A 24180-nucleotide genomic window follows, 5' to 3' on the forward strand; every position below is an offset into this window, starting at 1 on the left:
AAGCATCTCATGTACTGAGCCGGTGTCCGGGAAAAATGGCTGAGCTAGAGTGTTAAACATAAAAAAATATAAGTTTCAGATTTTATAGTTTAAAAAAAACAGAATATGATGTATGAATTTTGCTTCATAATTAAGAATTAGTGTTCTTGTTTTCGGGCAGGAACAAAAAAATAATAGATTTTTTATAAGGAGAAACCATGGCCGTAAATGTAATGAATGAATACAAATCAAAGCTGACAAGTGCGGAAAATGCCGTGAAAGTCGTCAAGTCCGGTGACCATGTTTTTTACGGAGAGTTTGTTCTCTTTCCCCGCAGACTGGATGAGGCCCTTGCGGAAAGAATCCACGAGCTGAACGGTCTTGAGGTGAGGGGAGTATGTTTTACCCAGTTTCCCAAGGTGATAGAAAAGGATCCCCAGAGGAAGCATGCTGTGGTTTCAGATTATCATTTCAGCGGCATTTCAAGGCGGCTGCATGATCAGAATCTCTGCAATTATGTGCCCATCACCTATCACCAGAGTCCGAGGTTCATAAGAAAATACATCCAGCCCGATGTGGCTTTCATTACCACAGCCCCCATGGACAAAAACGGGTTTCTCAATTTCGGCCTTGCCAATTCCGTGACCGGAGCCAATCTTAGCAAGGCAAAGAAAATTGTGGTGGAGATCAATGAAAATGTTCCCTACTGCATGGGCGGTAATTTTGAGTCCATCCATGTGTCCAAGGTGGATTACATAGTGGAAGGCAGTAATTTCCCCCTGATTGAGGTGCCGCCTGCACCGGGCAAAGATGTCGACCGGGAAATTGCCACACACATTCTCAAGGAAATTGAAGATGGTGCCACCCTTCAGCTGGGCATCGGCGGCCTGCCCAATCTTATTGGTGAGATGATCGCAGCAAGTGATCTGAAGGATATCGGTATCCACACGGAAATGCTGGTGGATTCCTGTGTGGATCTTTATGAGTCAGGAAGGGTGACGGGAAGGAAGAAGAATATTGATCATTTCAAGATGGCCTACACCTTTGCCATGGGTACAAAAAAACTCTATGACTTTCTGCACCTGAACCCTGCAGGCGCATCCTACCCTGTCAATTATGTCAATGATCCGAGGATTGTGGCCCTTAATCCCAAGGTGGTTGCCATAAACAATGCCGTTGAGGTGGATCTCTTTTCTCAGGTCTGCTCAGAATCTTCGGGATACCGTCAGATTTCCGGTACCGGCGGGCAGTTTGACTTTATTTTCGGAGCTTTCAATTCCAAAGGCGGCAAAGGAATCATTGCCCTGACTTCCACTTACACGGACAAGGATGGCACCCTGAAGTCCCGGATTGTCCCCACACTGAAACCCGGAGCCATTGTCACGGTGCCAAGGTCCATCACCCATTATGTGGCTACGGAGTATGGCATTGCCATGCTCAAGGGTAAATCCACCTGGCAGCGGGCCGAGGAGCTGATTAATTTGGCCCATCCGGATTTCAGGGATGAACTGATCAAAGAAGCCGATAAGATGAAAATCTGGGTGAACAGCAACAAGCACGATGCATAAATTTTGATTACAGGGATTAAATTCTGTACTTGTATGGGCACCCTTCACGGGTGCCCCTGATATATTGGGCTCAGATCCAGATGACTGAAAAGACGCAGTTCTCAGCTTCAGTAATGATATTTTGCCTGCACAAAGTCTATTTTATCATGGGTAACAACATAAACCAGCCGATGTTCCTGTGTGATCCTGCGCGACCAGACACCGGAGCCTAAGAATTTGAGGGGTTCCGGCTTACCGATACCTTGAAAAGGGTCTCTCATAACGGCTTCGATCAGCTGAAAAATCCGGAGAGCGGTTTTCCGATCCGTTTCCACCCAATACCTTAGATCTTCTCTGAATTCCGGCTGGAATACGGATTCTTTAGGTTTTTGGGTATGAGATGGAAGCTTTCCCTTTTTACCCAAGACCAACCTCTTTTCTCAGATCATCGATTCTCTGAGGAGAGCCGGAATTTTCACGGACTCTTTCAAGGCTTTTAAGAAGTCTTGCTGCGTTTTTAGGGGATCTGAGAAGATGAGCGGTTTCCAGCACGCCGGAAAGCTCGTTGGCACTTATCATGGCAACATCTTCCCGCCCACGGCGCTGAATAATGACAATTTCCCGGTTATCCGTGACTGTATCCAGTAAAGACGCAAGGCCTGCACGGGCCTGAGTATATGTTGTCTGTATGGTCATTGTCTGCCTCCCTGTATAATGTACACGATAACAGTACTTATGCTGTGCAGATGTGTCAATATATCGGCCTGCCTGATGATTGCTTCTGCCGATGTCAGCTGATTTAATTTCTTGGCTTTGCTATGCCCTTATCCGTAACCTGATTTTTTCAGCCCTTTCTTTTTTCAAAATCTTTCATAAATGCCAGAAGACTTTCCACGGCATCCATGCCCGTGGCATTGTAAAGGGATGCCCTGCACCCGCCCACACTTTTGTGTCCCTTGAGTCCGCTTAAGCCTGCGTTCAGGGCTTCCTTGATGAATACAGGCTCAAGTTCCGTGTTTTTTAGCCGGAAGGTGACATTCATCAGGGAGCGGTCTTCTTTTTCTGCTGTGCCCTGATAAAAGTCCGTGGCATCCAGAGCCTGATAAAGGCGTTCTGCTTTGGCCCTGTTAAGGGCTGCCATTTTTTCAAGTCCACCGATCTCATTTTCCAGCCAGGCCATGACCTTTTCTGCAACATATATGCCGAAGCAGGGTGGAGTATTGTACATGGAATAGTGGTCGGAATAGGTTTTGTATCGCATTAGGGTGGGCATGACGGCATCGGGATTCCAGTGCAGCATATCTTCCCGGATAATGACCAGCGTAAGGCCGGAAGGTCCAAGATTTTTCTGGGCTCCCGCATATATGAGGCCGAATTTTTCCACGGGTACGGGCCTGCTGAAAATATCAGAGCACATGTCGCAAACCAGAGGCATTTCTCCCGTATCCGGATAATGCTGCCACTGGGTACCCCGTATGGTGTTGTTGGATGTGATGTGCACATAGCGGGCTTTTGGGTCAAAATCTGCGTTTTTTGGAATAAAGGAAAAGGCTTTTTCTTCGGAAGATGCGGCATAACGGACCTTTTTCCCCAGAAGAGAGGCCTGTTCAAAGGCTTTGGTGGCCCAGGTGCCTGTGTTTATGTAATCCGCCCTGTCATCGGGACCCAGAAAGTTCATGGGTGCCATGGCAAACTGCAGGCTGGCACCGCCCTGAATAAAAAGCACACGGTAGTTGTCCGGCAGATTTAAAAGTCTTTTGGCCCTGTTTCTGGCACTTGCCAGCACCTCAGCGAAGAGATCCGAGCGATGGCTGATTTCCAGAATAGACATACCTGAATTCTTGAAATTCAGCATTTCCGCCTGCACTTCCTCCAGCACGGAAAGGGGCAGGGCTGCGGGGCCGGGGTTGAAATTGTGGATACGCTCTGTCATGGAAAAACCCCCTTTCGGGATGGAGATTTGTTTTTTTTCAGTTTTTTGCCTTTGCATGCCTGCCGTTTATCCCCGGATGAAAAAAACTTGTCAATACCCATTTATCCTGTGTGCATAGTCTTACCTTAAAGCCTTTCCTGTGTTATGAAAGCTTTAGTGTATAAGCTCATTTAAAATGGTGAAATTTTAACCTGTCTGGTTATCGGGAGTTTTAGATATGGAAATGCTGAAATATCCTTCGGCTGAAGCCGAAGCGAGGCTTCAGGCCATTGTGGCCAGAGGCCTTGGAGAAACGGAAGAAATGACAGCCCAGGTGGCCCGTATTCTTGAGGATGTCCGCACAAGGGGAGACGAGGCGGTTTTGGAATATACCCGCCGTTTTGATGCACCGGATCTGTCGGCCCATGCCCTCTGCGTGACGGAAGTGGAGATAGATGCCGCAGAAAAAATGGTCAATCCTGCTTTTATGAAGGCACTGGACAGGGCCGTGGAGCAGATAGCATCCTTTCACAGAAGACAGGTGCAGAATTCCTGGATTGATACCCCCAGAGACGGAGTTATGCTGGGCCAGCTTGTGAAGCCCGTGGATGCGGCAGGGGTTTATGTTCCCGGAGCCACCGGAGGTATGACGCCGCTGGTTTCTTCCGTACTAATGGGGGGAATTCCCGCCCGTATTGCCGGTGTGAAGAAGGTTATCATGACAACGCCGCCCATGGCGGATGGTTCCGTGAACCCCCATCTTCTGGTGGCGGCCCGCAAAGTGGGTATGGATGCGGTTATCCGGGCTGGAAGTGCCTGGGGCATTGCTGCCATGGCCTGGGGAACGGAGCAGGTCCCCAGGGTGGATGTGATTGTGGGACCGGGCAATATCTGGGTGACTTTGGCTAAGAAGCTGGTTTCCGGCATGGTGGGCATAGACATGATAGCCGGTCCTTCGGAAATACTTGTGATCAGTGACGGAAAAGCTCCTGCCGCCTATGCTGCCGCCGATCTTCTTTCCCAGGCGGAGCATGACACCATGGCTTCGGCCATTCTGGTGACAACGGATGCCGCCTTTGCCAAAGAGGTGCTGGCTGAGCTGGAAAAGCAGCTGGCAAACCTTCCCAGAAAGGATACGGCGGAAGCTTCCCTGCGGGATTTCGGAGCCATCCTTGTGGTGGATACCCTGGAGCAGGCCTTTGATGTTTCCAACCGTTTGGCCCCGGAACATCTGGAGCTGCTCATGGAAGACCCCCTTTCCTGGATAGGAAAGGTCCGTAATGCCGGAGCCATTTTCTGCGGCACCCATACGCCGGAACCCATGGGGGACTATATTGCAGGACCCAACCATGTGCTTCCTACGGCAGGCACTGCCCGTTTTGCCTCTGCCCTTGGAGTGGATCATTTTGTGAAAAAATCCAGCCTGATATCCTATACAAGGGATGCTTTTATGAAGGAAGCCGAAGATGTGATGCATCTTGCAGGCATTGAGGGCCTTGAGGCCCACGCCCATTCGGTGCGGGTGCGGCTGGAAAAGGGTTGATCTGCTGGTATGCAAATAAAGATACCTTGCGCCTGTCTGCGGGCAGGCACAGGGGCCTGCCCCTACAACATCTTTTACCCTCACGGTCTTTTTTAAATATCTTAAAGGCTCTAAACTCGGCAGGCCTCAGGTGCTTGCCTTCATTAAGGACCCTAAAGACCTTAGAGACTGCCCGCACCCGTAAAGCGGAGCCTGCAAATCAGTAAAGCTCAGGCCGCATTCTTTCCTCCAGGGTCTTTCTTACCACTTCAAAGCTTTCCGGGTCTGCGTCCATATCCGGCGGGTTCAGGGGCTCTTCAAAGCTGAGAATGACAGTGGAAAAGGGTTTGGGGATGACAAAGCGATCCCAGCTTTCGGCCTGCCAGCGTTTTTCTGCTATAAGCAGTACGGGCAGGAGCAGGGCTTCGCTTTGCTGGGCAATGCGGATGGCTCCGGGTTTAACGATGCCTATGGGTCCTGTGGGACCATCCAGTATGTGCCCCCCCAGTCCGGTTCTGCGGATGTGGGCGATCATCTCCGCCATGGCTTCACTGCCTCCCCGTGTGGAAGATCCCCGTACCGTATGCCAGCCGACCCGCTCTGCCACATTGGCGATGATTCTGCCGTCTTCACTCCGGCTGATCATCAGCCCCGGTTTAAAACGGTTGAACCACCTGCCATAGCGGGCAATGGCAGGAAAAAACTGCTGGTGCCACTGGCAGATGAGAATTTTTTCACCCTTTTCAAGCCTTGTCATTACCTTATCCAGCCCTCTGGTTCTGTAGCGGTAGGTGGCACTGATGAGGCGGATGATGAATAAAATAACTATGGCGAGTACGGGGTTGCCCAGCTGTTTTCTTATGGCTTTCATGAGTATCCTTTTTTCATTCGAATTATTCAGCACTATTTTTCTTTGGCAAATTGAATATCTTTAATCTGGTGCATAGACAACCGGACCATTTGTTCGTGACGCAATCTTATTCGGGATCTTCTTGCCCTGTGCGGAAGCGGCAAAAACTCCCCGCCACAGGCAGGATAAGCATTTTGATTACCATGGCAGGCTTAAGCACGCTGCCTTTGTGGCGGCTCAGACAGTTTGCCGCTTCTTTCGCACAGGCCTGCGAAGCTCTGATCCGAAACGATTGCAATGTCACTCACAAACAGCCCGATTGTCTTTTGTTAGAGCCAAGGCATTGAAATTAAAATGCAATGTTTCAGCTTGAAATGTGCTGGGCAGTTGCGTCCTTTTTTAATTTTTATCTGCCGTCCGCTTCCAGGGCCATCCCCGGTGCTTCCTGCGGAATATTGCCCCTGATGAGAACGTTTTTCTGGACGGAAGTTACTACCTTGTCCAGCTCCCGGAGGGTTTCACGAACTTCCTGTATGCCGGACCGGGCGTTTGATGTTATGGCGGGCACATCATGTCCTGCTGTGGCAATATCATCTATCATGCGGGAAATTTTGTCCAGCTCCCCATGCAGCCCCTCCATGATGGTGTCCATATCTTTGTTCAGGCGTTCTCCCATGACCTTTAGTTGAGCCAGATTCTCATTGACAAGATCCACGCTTTCAGGGGTTTTGCCCGCAGCTTCTTCCACATGGGCAAGGATGGCACTGACCTCTGCCATGCGGGCATGGATTTCTTCCATCAGTTCACGGGACTTCAGAATGGAGCCAAGGGTACCTTTTCCTTCCTGTAATTCCATTAAAATAAGATTCACCGTGTCCATGGCGGTGAAGACCGGACCCTTGGGGTCACGGAACGCGCTTGTCATTTCCGAAAGATCCTGCACAGCTCCTATGACCATTTTTGCGGTTTTTTCTATCTCAAATTCCGCAATGAGGTCAGATATGGATTTTCTTTCCTGGGAGAAAATTTCTCCGCCATGGGGAACAAGGGGGGCATCACTGCGGCCTGCCGTGCGTATGGACACATATTCCGAGCCTATGAGTGTCGGGCTTTCCACGGTGGCCATGGTATCTTCACGGATGCGGGAGCTGTAGGCTTCCAGTATGTCCAGATCCACCCGGACATGCTCACCCTTGACTGTTACCCTGCGTACCCGGCCCACATCCGTATTGAAGAGTTTTACAGCGGCTCCCCGCTGCAGGTTGTAGCTTTCCGCAAAAATTGTATGGTAGCTGATGTGCCTTTCAAACCAGCCTTTTCCCCTGCCAAGGATGAAAAGGCTTGATAGCAGCAGCACCATAATGGCCACCACAAAGGTACCCACCACACGTTCTCTGCGGCTGAATTCCAGATCCATATTATTATTCTCCTCTTTAGAGCCTTATTTCCCGGAAGCTGCCCTCTTCCAGAAGCCATTTCCGGGTAGTCCAGCCCCTGCCGGTTTCTGAGTCATCGCTCCAGAATACAAGGGAAGCTCCGCTTTTGCTGAAGTTTTTTAAGGCCTCCAGAAAAAGGGATTTTCTCCGCCTTCCCACAAAATCCTCGGGTCTTTCCACAAGGATAAGGCGGGGGGATTTGGCAAGGCCCCGTACGGCAATGGCAGCCCGCTGTTCCATGGGGCTTGTGGCTGCAGGCCGCAGGTGCAGCTTGTCTTCGATGCAGAATTTGCGGCAGAGATCCCGGCACAGGGGCGGCATGTCCGGTTGCATGGTGTTGTTATACCAGGCTTTGCCGATGAGAATGTTTTCCTGCAGGCTTCGGTTGGTTATGAGGGCAGCATCCGTTGTGATGCAGGCAATCCGCCTTTTTACGGGCAGAAGTGACTGGTAATGGGAAAAGTCCAGTTCATTCCCGTCCAGCATGAAGAGCCCTTCCGCAGGACGTTCCAGTGTTGCCAGCAGCTTGAGTATCAGCCTTGCATTATCCGAAGAGTCCGACTGAATCTCGCAGACATCCCCCGGAGCAAGGTCAAAGGAAAAGGGTTCCAGACTGCCCGTGGAAAGGTGTATGTTTTTAAGTTGTATGGAAAAACCCTGAACCTCATCCATAAAAAACCACCGTGATGAAAATATTGGCCACAAGGCAGAAGAAAAAGCTTTCCATGGAAGCTTTGGACGTATTGATGGCAATCCATGTGAAGTTACTGTGGCAGGAAAGCCCTCTGTAGATACAGACTAAAGAAATGATGATGCCAAAGGAGAAGGCCTTGATGAAGCTTGCGATGATATCAATGCCTGTAATGGCCTGACTGAAACTGATAAGAAACTGGGAAATATTGGCTTCCGTAAAGGTTAAAATCAGTACATAGCTGCCAGCAATGGCCACCAGATTAAAAACGACAAAAAGGCAGACAATGGCCACTGTGATACCCACAAGGCGTGGAAGACAGATCAGCCGAAGGGGGTCTATGCCTGCCATTTCCAGTGCTTCGATTTCTTTGAGTACACTCATGTAGCCCAGTTCAATGGTTACGGCCGTGGCGGATCTCAGGGTTACCACAAGGGCGGTGAGTATGGGGCCAAGTTCCCTTACCACGAGGATGACTGCAATGCGTCCTGCTTCCTGCTGGCCGGAAAGAACGGCCAGTTGCAGGATGGTTGGTATGCCCACAATGAGGGCTATGGGTATGATAATGGGCAGGGCCTGAACCGCCGTGAAATAGACCTGCTCTACAATGCCTCTGCGTACCATTATACGGCCTTCTTTCTGGCGAAAAAGGCTTAGGTGCAGCAGCCGCCAGAACAGGGCAAAAATGCGGGTCATGTAGTCCAGCAGTGCAAGGGTTCGGCGTCCTGTTTTTCCCACCATGGAGGTCAGCATGGCGCTTTTCCTTTTTTTGATGCCGGGTTTCTTGTAAAAGAAGCCAAAAAACATTATCCCTAGATTTTCTTTTCTACATTAAAGAAATGGATAAGGCAATCTCAGGAACATGGCTTGTTACAGGGAAAAAAGGGTGCAGATGATGATGTCTTTTCATGGGAACACTGTCCGGAAGTTTCCGTTTTATTTTATCTGCTCTTTTTTGTGTCTGCTGCTGCTGCGCCCTTTGTCTGTTGCAGCCATGCCCGAAGAGGTCACCCTTGCCCTGAACCGGGAGCAGCCGGTTCTTGCACTGCATATACTGAGGTCCTGGTCTGCTGTTTCTGAAAGCTCCGAAGACCGGGCAAAGGCCCTCTGGATGGAGGCCCGTATTCATTCTTTTTATTTTAAAGATTTTAGTGCTGCAGAAGTTGTGCTGGACAGGGCGCTGGAAAAATATCCTGGAACCCGTATTCAGGGGGATATCCGCTTTGAAAAAGCTGTGCTGGCCATGGAACGGGGGGATAAGGAGAGGGCTTTTCAGGCCTTTGCGGAATTTGTTTCGCTTTTTCCAGATCATCCCAGAAGGGAGAGTGCAGGTGCTTTCTGGCGTTATCTCAAGGGCGAAGAGCCTTTACTGATGGGTGGAGACGGAATTCGTGTGGCCCTTTCTGCGGCATCCAACCGTGTGCAGCTTATAGGGAAGGAACTTCGGATAAGGGATATGGTGACGGGGAACTATCTTTTTTCCGGCGACAAAGTGGTCCTGCAGCTGGGAAATGACGGCAGCCTTCGTCTCAATGGCCGTGTCACAGGTCAGCCCCTGATGGTGGAAAAGAGCGGAGAGTTCTTCACCCTGGATGGCTGCAGGCAGCGGGGCACTCTCCGGGTCAGTGGCGCAGGCGGACGTTTGCTTCTGGTGAACATGCTGGATATGGAAAGTTATCTCAAGGGAGTTGTGCCTGCGGAAATGCCCCCGTTCTGGCCTGCCGAAGCCCTGAAGGCTCAGGCTGTGGCAGCCAGAACCTATGCCCTCCACCATATGAGAGAAAGGGCCTATGAAGCCTATGATGTGAAGTCCGATGTCCGTTCCCAGGTTTTCTCCACGGAGCGGGAGGATGCAAGAAGCAGTGCCGCTGTGGAAGCCACAAGGGGAGAAGTGCTGGTATGGGCCGGTCAGGCGGCTTTGACAGCTTTTCATGCGGACAGTGGCGGTTTCACGGAGTCTGCTGAAATTCTCTGGGGAGGGGAATTGCCCTACCTGAGGGCTGTTTCAGACCCATGGAGTCGCAATACACCCAACGATTTCTGGGAATGTTCTTTTACGGAAAGGGAGCTGGTTCAGTTTTTGCCTGAACTTCGGAATCTTGGCCGCATTTTGGAAATTCGTTTGGAGGGTAAAACGCCTTCGGGTAGGGTGCATTTTCTTATTTTCAAAGGCAGTCGGGGGGATCTGCGCATGCCTGCAGGCCGTTTCCGTACCCGCGTGGGTCCCATGACCCTGAAAAGCACAGATTTTACCCTGCGCCATGAAAGGGGGGCTTTTCACTTTCAGGGGAAGGGTTTTGGTCACGGTGTGGGTATGAGTCAGTGGGGGGCCAGAAGGATGGCGGAGGCGGGCAAAAGTTACAGAGAGATTCTGGATTTTTATTATCCTCATCTTCATCGGGGGAAGATGGAATAACAGCTGCATAAAACAGATGCTTTCGTTGTTTCCAATGCTTTTTCTTTCATTTTGACCCGAAATATTATGGTTCACACAGTAGATAACTGGCTGTATTTTATTTCACCTCCCAAGAGAATCTTTATTTTGCAATTTGTATGATTTTTTTGTGGATCATTTCAGAGTTTTGTTTGTAATAATAGGATTTTATGCAGGGGTTAAAAGGAAAAATAAATGCTTCGGCAAATTGTATGACAGTTGTGGTTTGTAATCTCCAGGAACTTGTTCAGGGGAAAAAAGATTTTGATGCTAATAATTGTAACCTTTTACCTGTGCAGGCCTCCTGAAAGGAAATATCCACCAATTTCATGTGCCTGGAGGTAGGAATGAAAAAAAAGTGTGCCATATGGATACTGACCTTTGTCTGGATGATTACAGTACCGGGCTGGGCTGCCGCCCCTGTGAGTACAGCGGATCACAGCCGCTTTGAACAGCTGAAAAAGGAATTTGCATCCGGTCCGGAGGTGACACAGGCCTGCCTGAGCTGTCACAATGAGGCGGGAAGCCAGTTTATGAAAACCATTCACTGGACCTGGATCTGTCCGGAATCCGGGGATGGGAAGCTGGGTAAGGCTGGGCTTTCCATGAACAACTACTGTATCAGTATCCCTGAAAACGAAACCCGATGCACTTCCTGCCATGCAGGCTACGGCTGGAAGGATGATTCCTTTGATTTTTCAAAGGAAGAGAACATTGACTGTCTGGTTTGCCATGAACAGACGGGTAGCTATAAAAAATATCCCACGGCAGCAGGGAACCCTGTGGAAAAACCCACCCGCTTTCCGGCCAGCGGTGAGCTGTATGAGCCTCCGGACTGGAATGCCGTTGCCCAGAGTGTGTCAAGGCCGGGCAGGGAAAACTGCGGAACCTGTCATTTTTACGGTGGAGGTGGTGACGGGGTCAAGCACGGAGATCTGGATTCCTCTCTTTTTTATCCGCCAAGGGAGCTGGATGTGCACATGTCCGAAGATGGTGGTGGTTTTGCCTGTGTGCGCTGCCATACCACCGTGGCCCACAGAATCAGCGGCCGCTGTTATCAGACACCAGCCGTGGAAGAGCATAAAAGTCTGATAGAGGATGATCTGGCTTCCCGTATCACCTGCATCGCCTGCCATGGTAGCAGCCCCCATTTAGAAATCCCCAAGCTCAATGATCATACGGACAAGGTGGCCTGTCAGACCTGCCATATTCCAAGCTATGCCAGGGGCGGTGTGCCTACAAAAATGCTCTGGGACTGGTCTGAGGCAGGGAAGCTGAAGGATGGAAAACCCTATAAAGTAGCCGGGGATCTTGGGAGACCTGTTTATGACAGTCAGAAGGGTGTCTTTGAATGGGCGGAAAATGTTATCCCTGAGTATGCATGGTTCAAGGGCGTGATCCGTAATACTCTGGTCACGGACACCATTGATCCGGATACTGTTATTGGCGTGAATTATCTGGATACAAAACCAGGTGATCCCAATGCAAGGATCTATCCCTTCAAGGTTCACAGGGGCGTTCAGCCCTATGACGCAGAACTGAACACCCTTGTTTTTCCAAAACTTTTCGGCCCCAAGGGCAGCGGAGCCTATTGGTCTGACTTTGACTGGGTGGTATCCATTGAAAAGGGAATGGCTTCAAGGGGGCTGCCCTTCAGTGGAGAGGTGGGTTTTGTGGAAAGCACCTTCCGCTATCCCATTACCCATATGGTGATGCCAAAGGATCAGGCCCTTTCCTGCAGCGAATGCCATGTCCGTGAAGGCAGCCGTCTTGCGGGTATTTCGGGGGTATATATTCCGGGTCGTGACAGCGGCGGCCCCCTGTCGGTGGCGGGATGGATTCTGACAGCCCTTGCACTGCTGGGTGTGGGGCTTCATGCCTGTCTCCGTATCACAGGTCTTGGAGGGAAAAAATGAAAAAAATATACCTTTATACACGTTTTGAGCGTTTCTGGCACTGGGCTCAGGCTCTTCTCATCTGCGGGCTTTTATGGACAGGCTTTGCCGTCCACGGCGATCTGCCATGGCCGGATTTTTATAATGCTGTCATCTGGCACAACCGCCTGGGCATTGCCTGGCTGATTCTTTTTGCCTTTATTATATTCTGGGAGGCCACCACGGGAGAATGGCGGCACTATGTTCCCACTACCCGTAAACTTTTTGCTGTGGCCCGCTACTATCTTCTGGGCATTTTCAAAGGAGAAGCCCATCCCGTTGCCAAAACTCCTGAGGCCAAACACAACCCCCTGCAGCGTCTCACTTATCTTGGTGTTGCCCTGGTTATTGTACCTGTTCAGGTGGTGACAGGGCTTTTGTACTGGACCTATAACGACTGGCATCTTTTCGGTTTTTCCATGGACCTTGGCCTTCTGGCCTTTGTGCATGTGGCGGGGGCCTTTCTCTTTCTGATCTTTCTTGTGATCCATGTGTACATGATAACCACAGGGCACACTCCCTTTGCCCATCTCAAGGCCATGATCACAGGCTGGGAAGAGGCACCGTGAAGTCTTACTGATGAAAGGACTTCAGGACATGGGCATTGCAGCAAAACAGGCAATGGTATAATACAGATTCCAGTAAAAACCTTAGCCTGGAAGAATGTTTACAGGAAAAAAAGTTCATTACCCGGAAATGCCATGCCCTTTACCTTTGAAATACCCCATATTCTTGGCTTACTGCTTTTTACCGCTTTTTTGATCTGTCTTCTGCTTTTGTATTCCGGCCAAAGACTTAAACAAAAGCTCAGGAATGCGGAATATTCCCTTGCCATCAGTGAGGAAAAACGACTTTTCATCGAAAAGGGGCAGGAGGGTCTTGAGCGTTCCTTAGAAAACCTCTGTGCGAAAATATCGGAAGAAAATCAGCGTCATTTTCTGGAAATGGCAGACAGAAATTTCCGCCATCATCTGGAAAGTGCGGGACATGCCATGGAAACAAGGGAGCTGAATTTCCGCAATCTTCTGGATCCTGTGCGGGAAATGCTTTCGGCCTATGAAAAGGAGGTGCATACCTTTGCAAAGGACAGGGAACGCACCCTTGGAGAGCTTAACCGTCAGCTTTCCATGCTGGGAAGTGCGCAGGAAGATCTGAAAAGTGAGACCAGACGGCTTGTTTCTGCACTCCGTCAGCCCCAGACCCGTGGCCGGTGGGGCGAAAGCACCCTGAGAAGGGTGGTTGAAATCAGTGGTCTTTCTGCCCATTGTGACTTTGCCGAGCAGGTGCATACGGAAAACGAAGGGGGTATCTTTCGGCCGGACATGCTCATTGCCCTGCCCGGTGGCAGGCAGGTGGTGATTGATGCTAAAGTCCCCCTTGCCGCCTATCTGGATGCCATGGAAGCAGAAAGCGATGAAAAGAGAAAACAGGCCTTGATTGCCCACAGCCGTCAGGTGGCCGAGCATGTGCGCCTGCTTTCAAAAAAAAGCTACTGGCAGCAGTTTCAGCCATCCCCTGAATTTGTAATTCTCTTCATACCCGGAGAAAATTTTTTTTCCGCCGCACTGAATGAAAAACCCGAACTTCTGGAACAGGCAGCGACAAAAAATGTACTTTTGGCCACACCGGGAACCCTCATTGCCATGTTGAAAACCATAGCCCTTGTATGGCGGGAGCAGGAGTCCTTTGAAAACAGCAGGAAAATTGTTTCCATGGGCAAGGAGCTGCACCAGCGGCTTTTACGTTTTACTTCCCACATGAACAAAATGGGGCAGGATCTTGAAAAAAGCCTTGCCACCTATAACGGGATGACCGGCTCCTTTGACCGCCGTGTCATGCCCTGCCTTCGTCAGTTTGAAGAGCTGGGCATAGCAGGGGATACCCGTATTCCCGAACCCGGACATGTGGAAAACACCCTTAAGTTAAAAAACTGAAACCTGTTGTTTTTTGCCCGGACGTTTGAGTAGGATTTCTTTACGAAAAAGATGCACCCATGAGTACCCTGGAAGAGATAGTTTCTTTGGGTTAAGATGTTCAAGGTTATTTTCTACGGCTGGAAGACTCATTTTTTGGGCTAAGAAATTGAAAATACTGTGTTATGGCGTTTTGTCATATAGTAGCTTGTTGCCTGAATCGAACTGGTTTCGATCAGTGTTGGACTATTAGCCATTTTTTAAAATACTGAATTAAAAGAACTAAATTTAAGTTGCTCAGAAGTTACAAAGGTATACTTAAAACAGTCACAGGCAACTGGCTTTGCCGAGGGTCTATGACTTTCATAATTTAAACTTTTTATAAAGAGGTGACGGAATGTTCCGGATCACCAGCATGATCCACCGCCAGAACCATGGGGTAAAAAGGGTATCTTTTTTATTGTCCACAGCACGGATAATATCCTTTGCCACCTGTTCCGGTGTTACAAGCAGCAACCCCGGCAGGGACAAATCCTTTGTCATGGGTGTGTCCACAAAGCCCGGACGAATAAGAAGCAGATGCACTCCGGATTGAAAAAGCCTTGCCCGCAGACCTTCACAAAAGGTTTCCACCAATGCCTTGGCCGAGCCATACACGTAGTTGGAAGGCCTTCCCCTGAGGGCAGCCACCGAAGAAATTACTGATATACAGCCACTGCCCTGTTTTTCCATCATGGGCGAGATGGCCGTAAGCAGAGCCAGAGTACTGACTCCATTGGTGGCCAAAGCCTCCATGGTGATCTTAACATCACCCTCGCAGGCCAGCTGATCCGGTAGTGTACCGTAGGCCAGCAAAACCAGATCGACCTGACCAAGCTCAAAGAAAGCCTTTGCCAGCATCACAGTATGGGCATCCGTATCATTGACATCCATGGTATGGGTATAAAAGCTTGTGGCTCCCCTTGCAGCCAGATCCTCTCCTGTCTGCTTCAGTTTTTCCCCATCCCTTCCCACCAGAAAAAAACGGGCTTTTTTCTCAGCCCACATCCGGGCTGTGGCAGAAGCAATTGCAGAATAAGCACCAATGATCAAAATATTTTTCATGAAATCACCCTTTTCCAGAAACGGGAACACAAGCCAGAATCCCTGAGGGCTTCCAACTCTTCCCACTGGGGATAAAAATGTTTAAAATCCGAAGCAGACATCACAGTATCCTTGGCCGGATACAGCCTACCGCCGGTTTCACGCAGCAGTGCATCCATCTTTTTAAACAGGTCGTCATTAAGGTCTCTTCTTGGAAAATCCAGAGCAAGGGTAATACCGGGAAGGGGAAAGGACATAAGACCTGGAGATGGAATATTGCCACATCGCTTGAGAACAGCCAAAAAAGAACCCGTAGCTGAACCAGATATCATGGCCAGCAGTTTACGGATACCATGTTCCGCCTCCTTTTCCGGAATCACACACTGATACTGCTGAAATCCTTTTTTCCCGTAACATCGGTTCCATTCTGCAATACTGTCCAGCGGATAGAAAAAGGGTGCATAGGACTGGCTTATATATTTTCTGCCCGGCGAAGCCATCTGGTAATAAAGCCTGTTCATCCAGGGCAGGGTGAGATTGTTCACAGCAGAAAAAGGAAAGGTAAAGGGAATGCCAGGCCTTGCTCCGGTATCCGGCAAAAGGGGACCTTCTTTAGCATGATTCCCTGCCATGAAAATGCCCCGGCCAAGATTTCTACCCTTTGCAAGGCAGTCTATCCATGAAACCGTATATTCATGAATATGATCAAGTTCTGAAGAAAGGGCAAAAAATTCATCCAGCCCCCCAAACCGTAAGTTTAAAACATTCATATCCCTTGAGGCAATGGCAAGGAGAGAAAACTCAACCCATAGAATAATGCCGGTGAGACCAAGCCCTCCGATGGTGGCCCTGAAAAGCGCTGCATTCTCATCCACCGAACATATAAGCTCTGAGCCATCGGAGCGGAGCAGGCAGAACCTTTTCACATGACAGCCAAAGGTTCCGCCGACATGGTGGTTTTTTCCATGGACGTCATTGGCAAGGGCACCTCCCAGGGTGACATGGCGGGTTCCGGGAGTTACGGGAAGAAACCAGCCGTTGGGGATACTTAAGGCAAGTACCTCTTCAAGGCTCACTCCTGCTTCGGCACGAAGAACTCCCCTTTCCCAGTCTGCAAAAATAAACCTTTTAAGATGACGAAGATGCAGCACCTGATCACTTAAGGCAAGACAGGAATCACCGTAACTCAAACCATTGCCAAAGGCCAGTGTGGAGCCGTGATCCCGGACGAGCTTTGCCATGGTATCATTTAAATCCTTTCGCCAGAAAACAGGGTGTGGTGTCTGGCCAAAGGGGGGGAAAAGACCCCAGGAATATAAAAGCTCTGTTTTCACAGGGCCATCCAGAATATGAGTCCGAGCAGGAATCCGATAACAAGACTGACCTTATCTCTGACGGCAAAAACAACCGGGTCATCATGCATTTCTCCCCTGTGGGACAGAAGCCAGATACGGCTGATCCAGAAAAGAAGCAATACAGAGGCAGACCATATCCATTCAGGTCTGGAATAAAGCTTCCTTGTGGCCTCATCCTGAATATAGAGGGCCAGCACCATCACACAGAGATAGCCTGCAACCACCCCCATGACAAGGAGAAGCCCCATGTCTTTTGTATGATAGCCTCTGCCCGGAGGTTTTCCTCCTCCATTGTTTTCAAGATTCTGATGCAGTTCCGCATACCGTTTTACCAGGGCAAGGCTTAAGAATATGAACATGGAAAAGGCCAGTATCCAGAAGGTCAGGGGAACATCCACGCTCAAAGCCCCCGCCACAAGCCGCAGGGTATAAAGAAGCGCAAGGGTAAAAACATCCATAAGCACAAGGCGTTTCAGGCCAAAGGAGTAGGCAAGGGTCAGGCTGTAATAAGCGGCAAGGGTAAAAAGAAAAGCTATTGGCAGAAACTGAAAGGAAAGCAGAAAGGAAATAAACAACAGAAGAGGAAAAACAGCAAAACCCATGGAAAGGGGCAGTGCCCCCGAAGCAAAGGGTCGCATGCGCTTGGAAGGGTGCTGCCTGTCTTCCTCCAGATCCACCATATCGTTGAGAATATAGACGCTGGATGCGCAGAGGCTGAAACAAAAGAATGCCAGTAAAGCCTGAAGGAAAAGACCCGGTTCCAGCATTTTGTGACTGGCCAGAAGGGGAATAAAAATCAGAAAATTTTTTACCCACTGGTGAAGGCGTAGGGCTTTAGCCCAGACCCTTAGGGACAAAAAATTGTCTGTTTCTAAAAACAAAGTTCGTCCCGGTTTCTTCTGAAGGCCGCTTCCATCATCATTGGGTAAAGTTCTTTCAGCGAAGTCTTAGGTTGCCAGCTCAATGCCTTCTTTGTTCTGGAAGCATCTCGCGCCAAAGTGTACACCTCCGTAGGCCTATAAAATCTCGGGACCAGGCGTACCTGGATTTCCCCGGTCTTCAGACCAAAGCCTTCTTCATCCAGCCCTTCGGCCCGCCAGAGAGTCTTGCATCCCGTAACCAGTGCTATTTTCATCAAACATCTCAAGAAATTAAATACAGCCTGTCTGGACAGATTAAAAGTTCAATTTTTATTATATGCCTGCTTTAGCCTATGAAACGGATCAGAAGAAAACCACTAACCAGAAGAATCACAAAAAGAATAGCCAGCCTGTCAAAATAACGTTCAATAAAGGCCCGTATACCGGGACCGAATTTCCATATCAGAGCTGCAACAAGAAAAAAGCGAGCGGCCCTGGAGAAAAGAGAAGCTGTAATAAAAACTGGCAGACTTATGGCAAACATACCTGCGGCAATGGTGAAAACCTTATAAGGTATGGGCGAAAATCCGGCAATGGCAACGGCCCAGGCATCGTAATTATTGTAAAGCTCTCCGATACGGGCCACCTGCTCCTCTGCGCCGTAAAAAGCCACAATGGGGGCACCAATGCTGCCCATGAAAAACCAGCCGATACCATAGCCAGCAATGCCACCAAGGACAGAACCCGCTGTACAGACCCCTGCATAGAAAAAAGCTCTTGAAGGTCTGCCCACACAGAGGGCAATGAGAAGAATATCTGGTGGAATGGGAAAAAATGAAGATTCTGCAAAGGCGATGATAAAAAGGGCAAAAACTCCCCAGGGGGAATCAGCCCAGCTTAAGACCCAGTTATATAAACGACGCAGCACAAAGCCAACCTTTCAGAAAAAAATATTGCAGAATCATCTTCCTGCTTCCCAAGGTATTATCTGGTTGCAACGATCTTTCAGGCGTACAGACCTTAGCCATTGAAATACACACAACCAGATCTTGCGCTTGCCAACGGGCACCCGTAAAGGGTGCCCCTACAAAAACATTATTCTTCCCGCCAGCCATTTTCACCAACAAGCTTCACAAAGCGGCAGGAGCATAAAATTTCACTTTCAAAACCCGAAGAGCTGCGGGTGATACGGACCAATTGCTGTACATCCGCACTGCCCACGGGCATGACAAGGCGCCCCCCTTCCGCCAGTTGGGAAAGGAGGATCTCTGGTACAGAGGGTCCTCCAGCCGTTACAAGGATGGCATCAAAGGGGGCCTCGGATTTCCAGCCCGTTGTTCCGTCGGAATAGCGGGTAACGATATTGTGGTATTTCAGGGCATCAAAAAGCCTGCGGGCCTTCATGTAGAGGGGCTGCAGGCGTTCTATGGTATAGACACGAAAAACCATCTCCGCCAGCACCGCAGCCTGATATCCCGACCCTGTGCCTATTTCAAGCACCCGGTCTTCGGAAGAGGCGGCAATGGCCTGGGTCATTTCCGCAACAATCTGGGGCTGGGAGATGGTCTGTTGATAGCCTATGGGCAGGGGATAATCCCCGTAAGCTTGATCCATGAGGGCCTCGCTCACAAAAAGATGGCGGGGAACCCGGCCCATGGCAGCCAGCACCGCAGCATCATGTATGCCACGGGCCTGCAGCTGCTCCGCCACCATGGCCTCCCGTCGTCTTCTGAATTTGAGCGTTTCCTGTATCTGCATGGTATCCTGAAAAAAATTCTTAAATTTTGTAAATTACCCGCTTATCCGTCACCAGAATGTCCACATACCTGCTTTTTGATTCCATGGGAATCTGGGGTACAATCTGATCCTCCAGGGTAACCCCGACCTTTCGGGTGGTCACGGGGAGCTTGCCCATGAGCCGGTCAAACTCGCCACCATCGGCTGCAATGCGGGAGCCTTTTTCATCAAAGGCCACTCCGGGAATCAGGGCAATATCAATATTGTCCATGGGGATTTCCCGGCATTTTTTCGGATCAGGTCCCCTTTCCTCCGGTGTTTTTCCGATAATATGGGTATTGGGATCATCCACCTTGTAAAAACGAATGGTTTTGCGCTCTTTGTCAAAACGGGGCAGCACCACAACCTTCTTGTGTTCATAGGATCTGGCCATAATGTCGGCTATGTCCATTTCCATGGGATTTCTTGGAAGGTAAAGAAGTGCTATTCGGGCTTCCACATAATTGGCGAACTCAAAAAGCCGATCCACCGCCAGCTTGCGCTTTTCCCTGATTTCTGTCTCACTCAGGGCAGAAAATCTTTTTTCAATCTCGGAGACAATCCTGCGGCGTTTTTCGCGAACATCCTCCATGGTGGCTCCATTTATCTTGCCCCTGCCAGTCGTAACCGCTTAAAGCCCTTAGTGCAGGACTTCAGACTGCTGACTTCAGGGATGGTTGACGCCCTATGGACCCTGTGATAATTTTTTTCAGTTATCCGGAAGAGCTGAAAAAATCCAAAAATCCGGAAGCGGCGTTTTCTTCCGGATCGTTTATTATTCCCGGCCTTATGCCGGAAATCTACTTTTACCATGTTCCAGTCTAAACAGATCTGCTATAAAAATCTTTGAAGACATTTGCATTTGTCAGGCAAGGCCCAAGGGAATACCCAAAAGGCTTTTTTCTGAAACCATCATAAATCGATTCAATATAAAGGTCACAATGCTGGAAATCAAGTTTCTACGCCAAAATTTGTCTGAAATCCGTGCAGGACTTGCCAAACGGGGGGCCGAAAGTACCCTGGATTCCTTCAGCGAAACCGAAACCAGACGCCGGGAAATCCTTGCCCGCCTTGAAACTCTGCGTCATGAACGCAATGCGGTCTCCGAAGAAATTGCCCGCATGAAAAAAAACAAAGAAGATGCCGAAGAAAAGATTCTGGCCATGCGCCAGACATCGGCGGACATCAAAGGGATGGAAAAAAGCCTCGGAGAACTGGATGAACAGCTCCAGACGATTCTCATGGCCATCCCCAATGTTCCACATGTTTCCGTTCCCGCAGGAAAGGACGACAGCGAAAACCGCCTTGAAAAAAGCTGGGGAACTCCGAAAAACTTTGAATTCCTTCCCAAGGCCCACTGGGAGCTGGGGGAAAATCTTGGGATTCTCGATTTTGAAAGGGCAGCCCGCATCACAGGTGCCCGCTTTGCCCTTTATCTCGGCGCGGGGAGCCGCCTGGAAAGGGCCTTAATCAATTTCATGCTGGACATCCACACCGAAGAACACGGATACACGGAAACCATACCCCCTTTTCTGGTCAACCGTAAAGCCATGACCGGTACAGGCCAGCTTCCCAAGTTTGAATCAGACCTCTTTCATCTGGACGGGCCGGACTACTTTCTCATTCCCACGGCGGAAGTACCCGTCACCAACATGCACAGCGATGAAATTCTTTCCGAAGAGGACCTCCCCCTCTATTATACGGCCTATACCCCCTGTTTCCGGTCCGAAGCAGGTTCCTACGGAAAGGACACCAGAGGGTTGATCCGGCTGCACCAGTTCAACAAGGTGGAGCTTGTTAAATTCTCTCTGCCGGAAAACTCCTGGGAGGAGCTGGAAAGTCTTCTGAAACAGGCGGAAACCATTCTGCAAAGGCTGGAGCTTCCCTACAGGGTCGTCACCCTCTGCGCCGGAGACCTTGGTTTCTCTTCCGCAAAGACCTATGATATTGAAGTCTGGATGCCCGGACAGGATGCCTACAGGGAAATATCTTCCTGTAGCAACTTTGAGGACTATCAGGCCAGAAGGGCCAATATCCGGTTCAAGCGCAAAGGGAAAAAAGGCACGGAGCTTGTCCATACCTTAAACGGTTCCGGTCTTGCAGTGGGCCGTACCTTTGCCGCCATCCTGGAAAATTATCAGAATCCCGACGGAAGTATCCGCATTCCAGAGGCCCTTCAGCCCTACATGGGGGGGATGAAGATAATTGAGAAGGTATAATTGATAATTAATAATTTATGGGCAGATGCAATTTTTCAGCAGGTTTTATCCTGAAATTCCAAGGCTGTAATTGCAGCAGCCCTGTTCCATTGCAAGGCACCCAGGCTATTTGGAAGTGACGTTGCAATCGTTTCGGATCAGAGCTTTGTCCGGCACTCAAGCCATAAACCCAAAGCCTGCGATGAAAACAATGGGCTTTTGCAAGCTTGAGTGCCGGAGTGCTATAAAAGCGGCAAACTGCCTGAACTGCCACAAAGGCAGCGTGTTCAAGCCTGCTATGGCAATCAAAAAGCTCATCTTGTCTGTGGCGGTGAGTTTTTGCCGCTTCCGCACAGGTCAAGAAGCTCTAAGAATAAGATTGCGTCACGAACAAATAGCCAGGGTGCCTGACAGACATATCAGCTAATTCCAAAAACATATTAGGCTACGACTTCAACATCATAAAAACCGGAGAAAAACTGTGACACCAGAAAAATTCCCCGAACATATACGGGATCATATTCTTCCCTCCCCTTCCGGAGAAATGAGTTACCACTGCCTTGGATGCTCCGAAACCTTTGGCATTGAGCAGCTTCTCTATACCTGTCCCGCCTGCGGTGAGGTTCTTTTACTTCAGGATCTGGAAAAAAACCGCCTGAAAGGCCTTTCCGGAGAAACCTGGCGGGATATTTTAGATTACCGCCGTATGCTCAAAATACCGGCCCTCAAGGGCATCTATCGTTTCCATGAGTTCATAGGGCCTGTGATCCCTCTGGATGCCATTGTCTATCTGGGAGAAGGACACACCCCCATTGTGGAGGCCAACGCCACCCTGCAGGAGGCTGCCGGGATGCGCTTTTTCTACAAAAATGACGGCCAGAACCCCAGTGCCTCCTTCAAAGACAGGGGCATGGCCAGCGCTCTTTCATACATCCATTATCTTGTGAAAAGCGGTCGTGTGGAAAATATTCTGGCCGTCTGCGCCTCCACCGGAGACACCAGTGCCGCTGCAGCCCTTTATGCAAGCTATCTGCAACCTTCGGTAAAGTCTGCAGTACTCCTGCCCCACGGCAAGGTAACACCCCAGCAGCTTTCCCAGCCACTGGGCAGTGGTGCCTCGGTGTTTGAAATCCCCGGCCTTTTTGATGACTGTATGAAGGTGGTGGAAGCCCTTTCCGAAAAATACAATGTGGCCCTGCTGAACTCCAAGAATGCATGGCGTATTCTGGGTCAGGAATCCTACTCCTATGAAGTGGCCCAGGATCTGGAATATGAGATGAAAAACAAGGTTGTGGTGGTACCCATCGGCAATGCCGGTAACATCACCGCAGTCATGGCCGGGTTCCTGAAGTTTTTCGAAGCCGGTATCATTACAGATCTTCCAAAAATAGTGGGTGTTCAGTCCGAGCACGCCAACCCCGTGTACAGTTATTACCTTGAGCCGGATGCAAAAAAACGCCGCTTTGAACCCATGACCGCAAAACCCAGTGTGGCCCAGGCAGCCATGATCGGAAATCCCGTTTCCATGCCAAGGGTCATTTCTCTTGTCAACCAGTACAATCAGAGGGCTGGAAAACAGATGGTCTTTTTCACCTGCGTCACGGAGCAGGAAATCATGGACTGTCAGCTTGTGGCCAACCGCAACGGTCACATTGCCTGTACCCATGGTGGCGAAACCCTGGCAGGTCTTATCCGTGCCAGGAAAGAAGGCCTTGTGCACAGCGATGAAACTGCCATCATTGATTCCACGGCCCATGCCCTGAAGTTTTCAGGTTTTCAGGAAATGTATTTTGAAGACCGCATGCCAGCAGAGTATGGTATCACTCCGAAAAAAGAGCTGCAGAACGCTCCGGTATTCATGCGGCCCGAAGGCCTGAAGGAAGTACCAGCGCCGGGAGCACCCCTTTCGGGTGAGGCCTTCAGGGAATTTGTCCGGCAGACGGCGGATGCCATTGCAGAAAAACTGACCCTTTCCCTGAGGGAGAAGTAAAGCTTGCCTGTTCACAAAGCATCTCGCATACAGCCATTAAACATTAACCCCTGCTGCCTGAAAGGCCAGAAAATGGATACATCCCATCTGCTGAAAAACAAAAGGGAAGAAATTCTGCGCATCTCAAGGCAGCATGGTGCAAAAAATATAAGGGTTTTTGGATCTGTGGCCCGTAATCAGGCCGGACCGGACAGCGACATTGATATTCTAGTGGATCTGGATCATGGAAGATCTCTGATGGATCTCGGAGGAATGAGCATAAAGCTTGAAGCCTTGCTTGGACGAAAGGTGGATATCGTAACGGAAAAGGGGCTTCACTGGTATCTTAAGGAAAAAATTATACGGGAAGCCCAGCCTTTATGAAAGACAACAGACTTTATCTTATTCATATATCAGAAAGCATTGAAAGGATTGAATCTTATACGGAAGGACTCAAATTCAGTGACTTTGCAAAGCAGACCCTTATACAGGATGCAGTCCTGCGGAATCTTCAAACCCTTGCTGAATCTACACAACGCCTTTCAGATACCTTTAAAACAGATCATCCTCAGATTGAATGGTATAAAATTGCCGGATTAAGGAATATTCTCGTCCATGACTATCTGGGTATTGATATAGAAACAGTCTGGTCTGCCATAAAAAACAATATTCCGGAATTAAAAGAAATAATTTTAAAATCTTTATAACAACCCAGATCATC

The 24180-nt window shown here is 49.6% G+C and carries 25 protein-coding genes; 10 read left to right on the forward strand and 15 right to left on the reverse strand.

Translation table 11 applies throughout. The features are described 5' to 3' along the window. Positions 1-197: 197 nt before the first annotated feature. Entirely contained in the window at positions 198-1547 is a 1350-nt protein-coding gene (locus tag FIM25_RS00735; protein ID WP_139445155.1) for an acetyl-CoA hydrolase/transferase family protein, read from the forward strand. A 107-nt stretch (positions 1548-1654) separates the two neighbouring features. Here FIM25_RS00735 and FIM25_RS00740 read toward each other — a convergent pair whose 3' ends face one another. From FIM25_RS00740 to serC, 3 genes are all read right to left on the reverse strand, one after another. After that, positions 1655-1957, reverse strand: a complete 303-nt coding sequence (locus tag FIM25_RS00740; RefSeq protein WP_342774306.1) for a Txe/YoeB family addiction module toxin — start codon at positions 1955-1957, stop codon at positions 1655-1657. After that, positions 1944-2222 carry a type II toxin-antitoxin system Phd/YefM family antitoxin gene (locus FIM25_RS00745; RefSeq protein ID WP_139445160.1) on the reverse strand — a complete coding sequence of 93 codons (279 nt, stop codon included), beginning with the start codon at positions 2220-2222 and terminating at the stop codon, positions 1944-1946. The genes FIM25_RS00740 and FIM25_RS00745 overlap by 14 nt, the downstream gene beginning before the upstream one ends. Before the next feature lie 148 nt (positions 2223-2370). After that, positions 2371-3459 (reverse strand): 3-phosphoserine/phosphohydroxythreonine transaminase, encoded by a 1089-nt coding sequence (gene serC / locus FIM25_RS00750; RefSeq protein ID WP_139445162.1) that lies wholly within the window; start codon positions 3457-3459, stop codon positions 2371-2373. Between the two features lie 217 nt (positions 3460-3676). Between serC and hisD the strand changes: the two genes are divergently transcribed. Next, positions 3677-4981 carry a histidinol dehydrogenase gene (hisD, locus tag FIM25_RS00755; protein WP_139445164.1) on the forward strand — a complete coding sequence of 435 codons (1305 nt, stop codon included), beginning with the start codon at positions 3677-3679 and terminating at the stop codon, positions 4979-4981. A 199-nt stretch (positions 4982-5180) separates the two neighbouring features. Here hisD and FIM25_RS00760 read toward each other — a convergent pair whose 3' ends face one another. The 4 genes from FIM25_RS00760 to FIM25_RS00775 form a co-directional block, all read right to left on the reverse strand. Then, positions 5181-5831: a lysophospholipid acyltransferase family protein gene (locus FIM25_RS00760; RefSeq protein ID WP_139445166.1), complete on the reverse strand. Its 651-nt coding sequence runs from the start codon at positions 5829-5831 to the stop codon at positions 5181-5183. Positions 5832-6216: 385 nt separating this feature from the next. Beyond that, a complete protein-coding gene (locus FIM25_RS00765) occupies positions 6217-7227 on the reverse strand; it encodes an MlaD family protein (RefSeq protein ID WP_139445168.1) in 1011 nt (336 codons plus the stop codon). Between the two features lie 16 nt (positions 7228-7243). After that, entirely contained in the window at positions 7244-7918 is a 675-nt protein-coding gene (locus FIM25_RS00770) for a P-loop NTPase family protein (protein ID WP_139445170.1), read from the reverse strand. Next, complete coding sequence (locus tag FIM25_RS00775; RefSeq protein ID WP_179953062.1) at positions 7911-8690, reverse strand: MlaE family ABC transporter permease; 780 nt, start codon at positions 8688-8690, stop codon at positions 7911-7913. The genes FIM25_RS00770 and FIM25_RS00775 overlap by 8 nt, the downstream gene beginning before the upstream one ends. 142 nt (positions 8691-8832) lie before the next feature. Here FIM25_RS00775 and FIM25_RS00780 point away from each other — a divergent pair, with 142 nt between their 5' ends. The 4 genes from FIM25_RS00780 (at position 8833) to FIM25_RS00795 (ending at position 14239) form a co-directional block, all read left to right on the forward strand. Next, positions 8833-10353, forward strand: coding sequence for a SpoIID/LytB domain-containing protein (locus FIM25_RS00780; protein WP_179953063.1), 1521 nt, complete (start codon positions 8833-8835; stop codon positions 10351-10353). 365 nt (positions 10354-10718) lie between these two features. Further along, entirely contained in the window at positions 10719-12287 is a 1569-nt protein-coding gene (locus FIM25_RS00785) for a tetrathionate reductase family octaheme c-type cytochrome (RefSeq protein ID WP_246051934.1), read from the forward strand. After that, complete coding sequence (locus tag FIM25_RS00790; RefSeq protein WP_139445177.1) at positions 12284-12874, forward strand: cytochrome b/b6 domain-containing protein; 591 nt, start codon at positions 12284-12286, stop codon at positions 12872-12874. The genes FIM25_RS00785 and FIM25_RS00790 overlap by 4 nt, the downstream gene beginning before the upstream one ends. A gap of 132 nt (positions 12875-13006) precedes the next feature. Beyond that, positions 13007-14239, forward strand: a complete 1233-nt coding sequence (locus tag FIM25_RS00795; protein WP_139445179.1) for a DNA recombination protein RmuC — start codon at positions 13007-13009, stop codon at positions 14237-14239. A 342-nt stretch (positions 14240-14581) separates the two neighbouring features. On the opposite strand, the gene FIM25_RS00800 is transcribed toward FIM25_RS00795, so the two are convergent. From FIM25_RS00800 to FIM25_RS00830, 7 genes are all read right to left on the reverse strand, one after another. Beyond that, positions 14582-15322: an SDR family oxidoreductase gene (locus FIM25_RS00800; protein WP_139445181.1), complete on the reverse strand. Its 741-nt coding sequence runs from the start codon at positions 15320-15322 to the stop codon at positions 14582-14584. Continuing rightward, positions 15319-16635 carry an FAD-binding protein gene (locus tag FIM25_RS00805; RefSeq protein WP_342774307.1) on the reverse strand — a complete coding sequence of 439 codons (1317 nt, stop codon included), beginning with the start codon at positions 16633-16635 and terminating at the stop codon, positions 15319-15321. Before FIM25_RS00805 ends, FIM25_RS00800 begins: the two co-directional genes overlap by 4 nt. Further along, a complete protein-coding gene (locus FIM25_RS00810; protein ID WP_139445185.1) occupies positions 16632-17537 on the reverse strand; it encodes a UbiA family prenyltransferase in 906 nt (301 codons plus the stop codon). The genes FIM25_RS00805 and FIM25_RS00810 overlap by 4 nt, the downstream gene beginning before the upstream one ends. Then, complete coding sequence (locus FIM25_RS17820; RefSeq protein ID WP_425456370.1) at positions 17528-17803, reverse strand: GDP-mannose 4,6-dehydratase; 276 nt, start codon at positions 17801-17803, stop codon at positions 17528-17530. Before FIM25_RS17820 ends, FIM25_RS00810 begins: the two co-directional genes overlap by 10 nt. Before the next feature lie 59 nt (positions 17804-17862). Beyond that, on the reverse strand, positions 17863-18444 hold the full coding sequence (locus tag FIM25_RS00820; protein ID WP_139445189.1) for a YqaA family protein: 582 nt from the start codon (positions 18442-18444) through the stop codon (positions 17863-17865). A 167-nt stretch (positions 18445-18611) separates the two neighbouring features. Beyond that, positions 18612-19274, reverse strand: a complete 663-nt coding sequence (locus tag FIM25_RS00825; protein ID WP_246051936.1) for a protein-L-isoaspartate(D-aspartate) O-methyltransferase — start codon at positions 19272-19274, stop codon at positions 18612-18614. Between the two features lie 19 nt (positions 19275-19293). Continuing rightward, positions 19294-19884 (reverse strand): 5-formyltetrahydrofolate cyclo-ligase, encoded by a 591-nt coding sequence (locus FIM25_RS00830; RefSeq protein WP_139445191.1) that lies wholly within the window; start codon positions 19882-19884, stop codon positions 19294-19296. 349 nt (positions 19885-20233) lie between these two features. Between FIM25_RS00830 and serS the strand changes: the two genes are divergently transcribed. Next, positions 20234-21511 (forward strand): serine--tRNA ligase, encoded by a 1278-nt coding sequence (serS, locus tag FIM25_RS00835; protein WP_139445193.1) that lies wholly within the window; start codon positions 20234-20236, stop codon positions 21509-21511. A gap of 7 nt (positions 21512-21518) precedes the next feature. On the opposite strand, the gene FIM25_RS00840 is transcribed toward serS, so the two are convergent. Continuing rightward, positions 21519-21851 carry a hypothetical protein gene (locus FIM25_RS00840; RefSeq protein ID WP_139445195.1) on the reverse strand — a complete coding sequence of 111 codons (333 nt, stop codon included), beginning with the start codon at positions 21849-21851 and terminating at the stop codon, positions 21519-21521. Positions 21852-21971: 120 nt separating this feature from the next. Here FIM25_RS00840 and thrC point away from each other — a divergent pair, with 120 nt between their 5' ends. From thrC to FIM25_RS00855, 3 genes are all read left to right on the forward strand, one after another. Next, positions 21972-23480 (forward strand): threonine synthase, encoded by a 1509-nt coding sequence (gene thrC / locus FIM25_RS00845; protein WP_179953064.1) that lies wholly within the window; start codon positions 21972-21974, stop codon positions 23478-23480. Positions 23481-23552: 72 nt separating this feature from the next. Continuing rightward, positions 23553-23843, forward strand: coding sequence for a nucleotidyltransferase family protein (locus FIM25_RS00850; RefSeq protein ID WP_139445196.1), 291 nt, complete (start codon positions 23553-23555; stop codon positions 23841-23843). Continuing rightward, the gene (locus tag FIM25_RS00855; RefSeq protein WP_139445199.1) at positions 23840-24166 is read left to right on the forward strand and encodes a HepT-like ribonuclease domain-containing protein; all 327 of its coding nucleotides are present in this window, start codon (positions 23840-23842) and stop codon (positions 24164-24166) included. The genes FIM25_RS00850 and FIM25_RS00855 overlap by 4 nt, the downstream gene beginning before the upstream one ends. Positions 24167-24180 lie beyond the last annotated feature (14 nt).

The sequence above is a fragment of the Desulfobotulus mexicanus genome, assembly GCF_006175995.1.
In the GTDB taxonomy this organism is placed as follows: domain Bacteria; phylum Desulfobacterota; class Desulfobacteria; order Desulfobacterales; family ASO4-4; genus Desulfobotulus; species Desulfobotulus mexicanus.

Bases quoted from the DNA above. Each gene is read 5' to 3' on its own strand.
- FIM25_RS00795 (WP_139445179.1), top strand. From the start codon at position 13,007: ATGCCCTTTACCTTTGAAATACCCCATATTCTTGGCTTACTGCTTTTT.
- hisD (WP_139445164.1), top strand. From the start codon at position 3,677: ATGGAAATGCTGAAATATCCTTCGGCTGAAGCCGAAGCGAGGCTTCAG.
- FIM25_RS00825 (WP_246051936.1), bottom strand. From the start codon at position 19,274: ATGCAGATACAGGAAACGCTCAAATTCAGAAGACGACGGGAGGCCATG.
- FIM25_RS00760 (WP_139445166.1), bottom strand. From the start codon at position 5,831: ATGAAAGCCATAAGAAAACAGCTGGGCAACCCCGTACTCGCCATAGTT.
- FIM25_RS00735 (WP_139445155.1), top strand. From the start codon at position 198: ATGGCCGTAAATGTAATGAATGAATACAAATCAAAGCTGACAAGTGCG.
- FIM25_RS00855 (WP_139445199.1), top strand. From the start codon at position 23,840: ATGAAAGACAACAGACTTTATCTTATTCATATATCAGAAAGCATTGAA.
- FIM25_RS00765 (WP_139445168.1), bottom strand. From the start codon at position 7,227: ATGGATCTGGAATTCAGCCGCAGAGAACGTGTGGTGGGTACCTTTGTG.
- FIM25_RS00800 (WP_139445181.1), bottom strand. From the start codon at position 15,322: ATGAAAAATATTTTGATCATTGGTGCTTATTCTGCAATTGCTTCTGCC.
- FIM25_RS00850 (WP_139445196.1), top strand. From the start codon at position 23,553: ATGGATACATCCCATCTGCTGAAAAACAAAAGGGAAGAAATTCTGCGC.
- FIM25_RS00785 (WP_246051934.1), top strand. From the start codon at position 10,719: ATGAAAAAAAAGTGTGCCATATGGATACTGACCTTTGTCTGGATGATT.
- FIM25_RS00745 (WP_139445160.1), bottom strand. From the start codon at position 2,222: ATGACCATACAGACAACATATACTCAGGCCCGTGCAGGCCTTGCGTCT.
- serS (WP_139445193.1), top strand. From the start codon at position 20,234: ATGCTGGAAATCAAGTTTCTACGCCAAAATTTGTCTGAAATCCGTGCA.
- FIM25_RS00790 (WP_139445177.1), top strand. From the start codon at position 12,284: ATGAAAAAAATATACCTTTATACACGTTTTGAGCGTTTCTGGCACTGG.
- FIM25_RS00780 (WP_179953063.1), top strand. From the start codon at position 8,833: ATGATGTCTTTTCATGGGAACACTGTCCGGAAGTTTCCGTTTTATTTT.
- FIM25_RS00775 (WP_179953062.1), bottom strand. From the start codon at position 8,690: ATGCTGACCTCCATGGTGGGAAAAACAGGACGCCGAACCCTTGCACTG.
- serC (WP_139445162.1), bottom strand. From the start codon at position 3,459: ATGACAGAGCGTATCCACAATTTCAACCCCGGCCCCGCAGCCCTGCCC.
- FIM25_RS00770 (WP_139445170.1), bottom strand. From the start codon at position 7,918: ATGGATGAGGTTCAGGGTTTTTCCATACAACTTAAAAACATACACCTT.
- FIM25_RS00830 (WP_139445191.1), bottom strand. From the start codon at position 19,884: ATGGAGGATGTTCGCGAAAAACGCCGCAGGATTGTCTCCGAGATTGAA.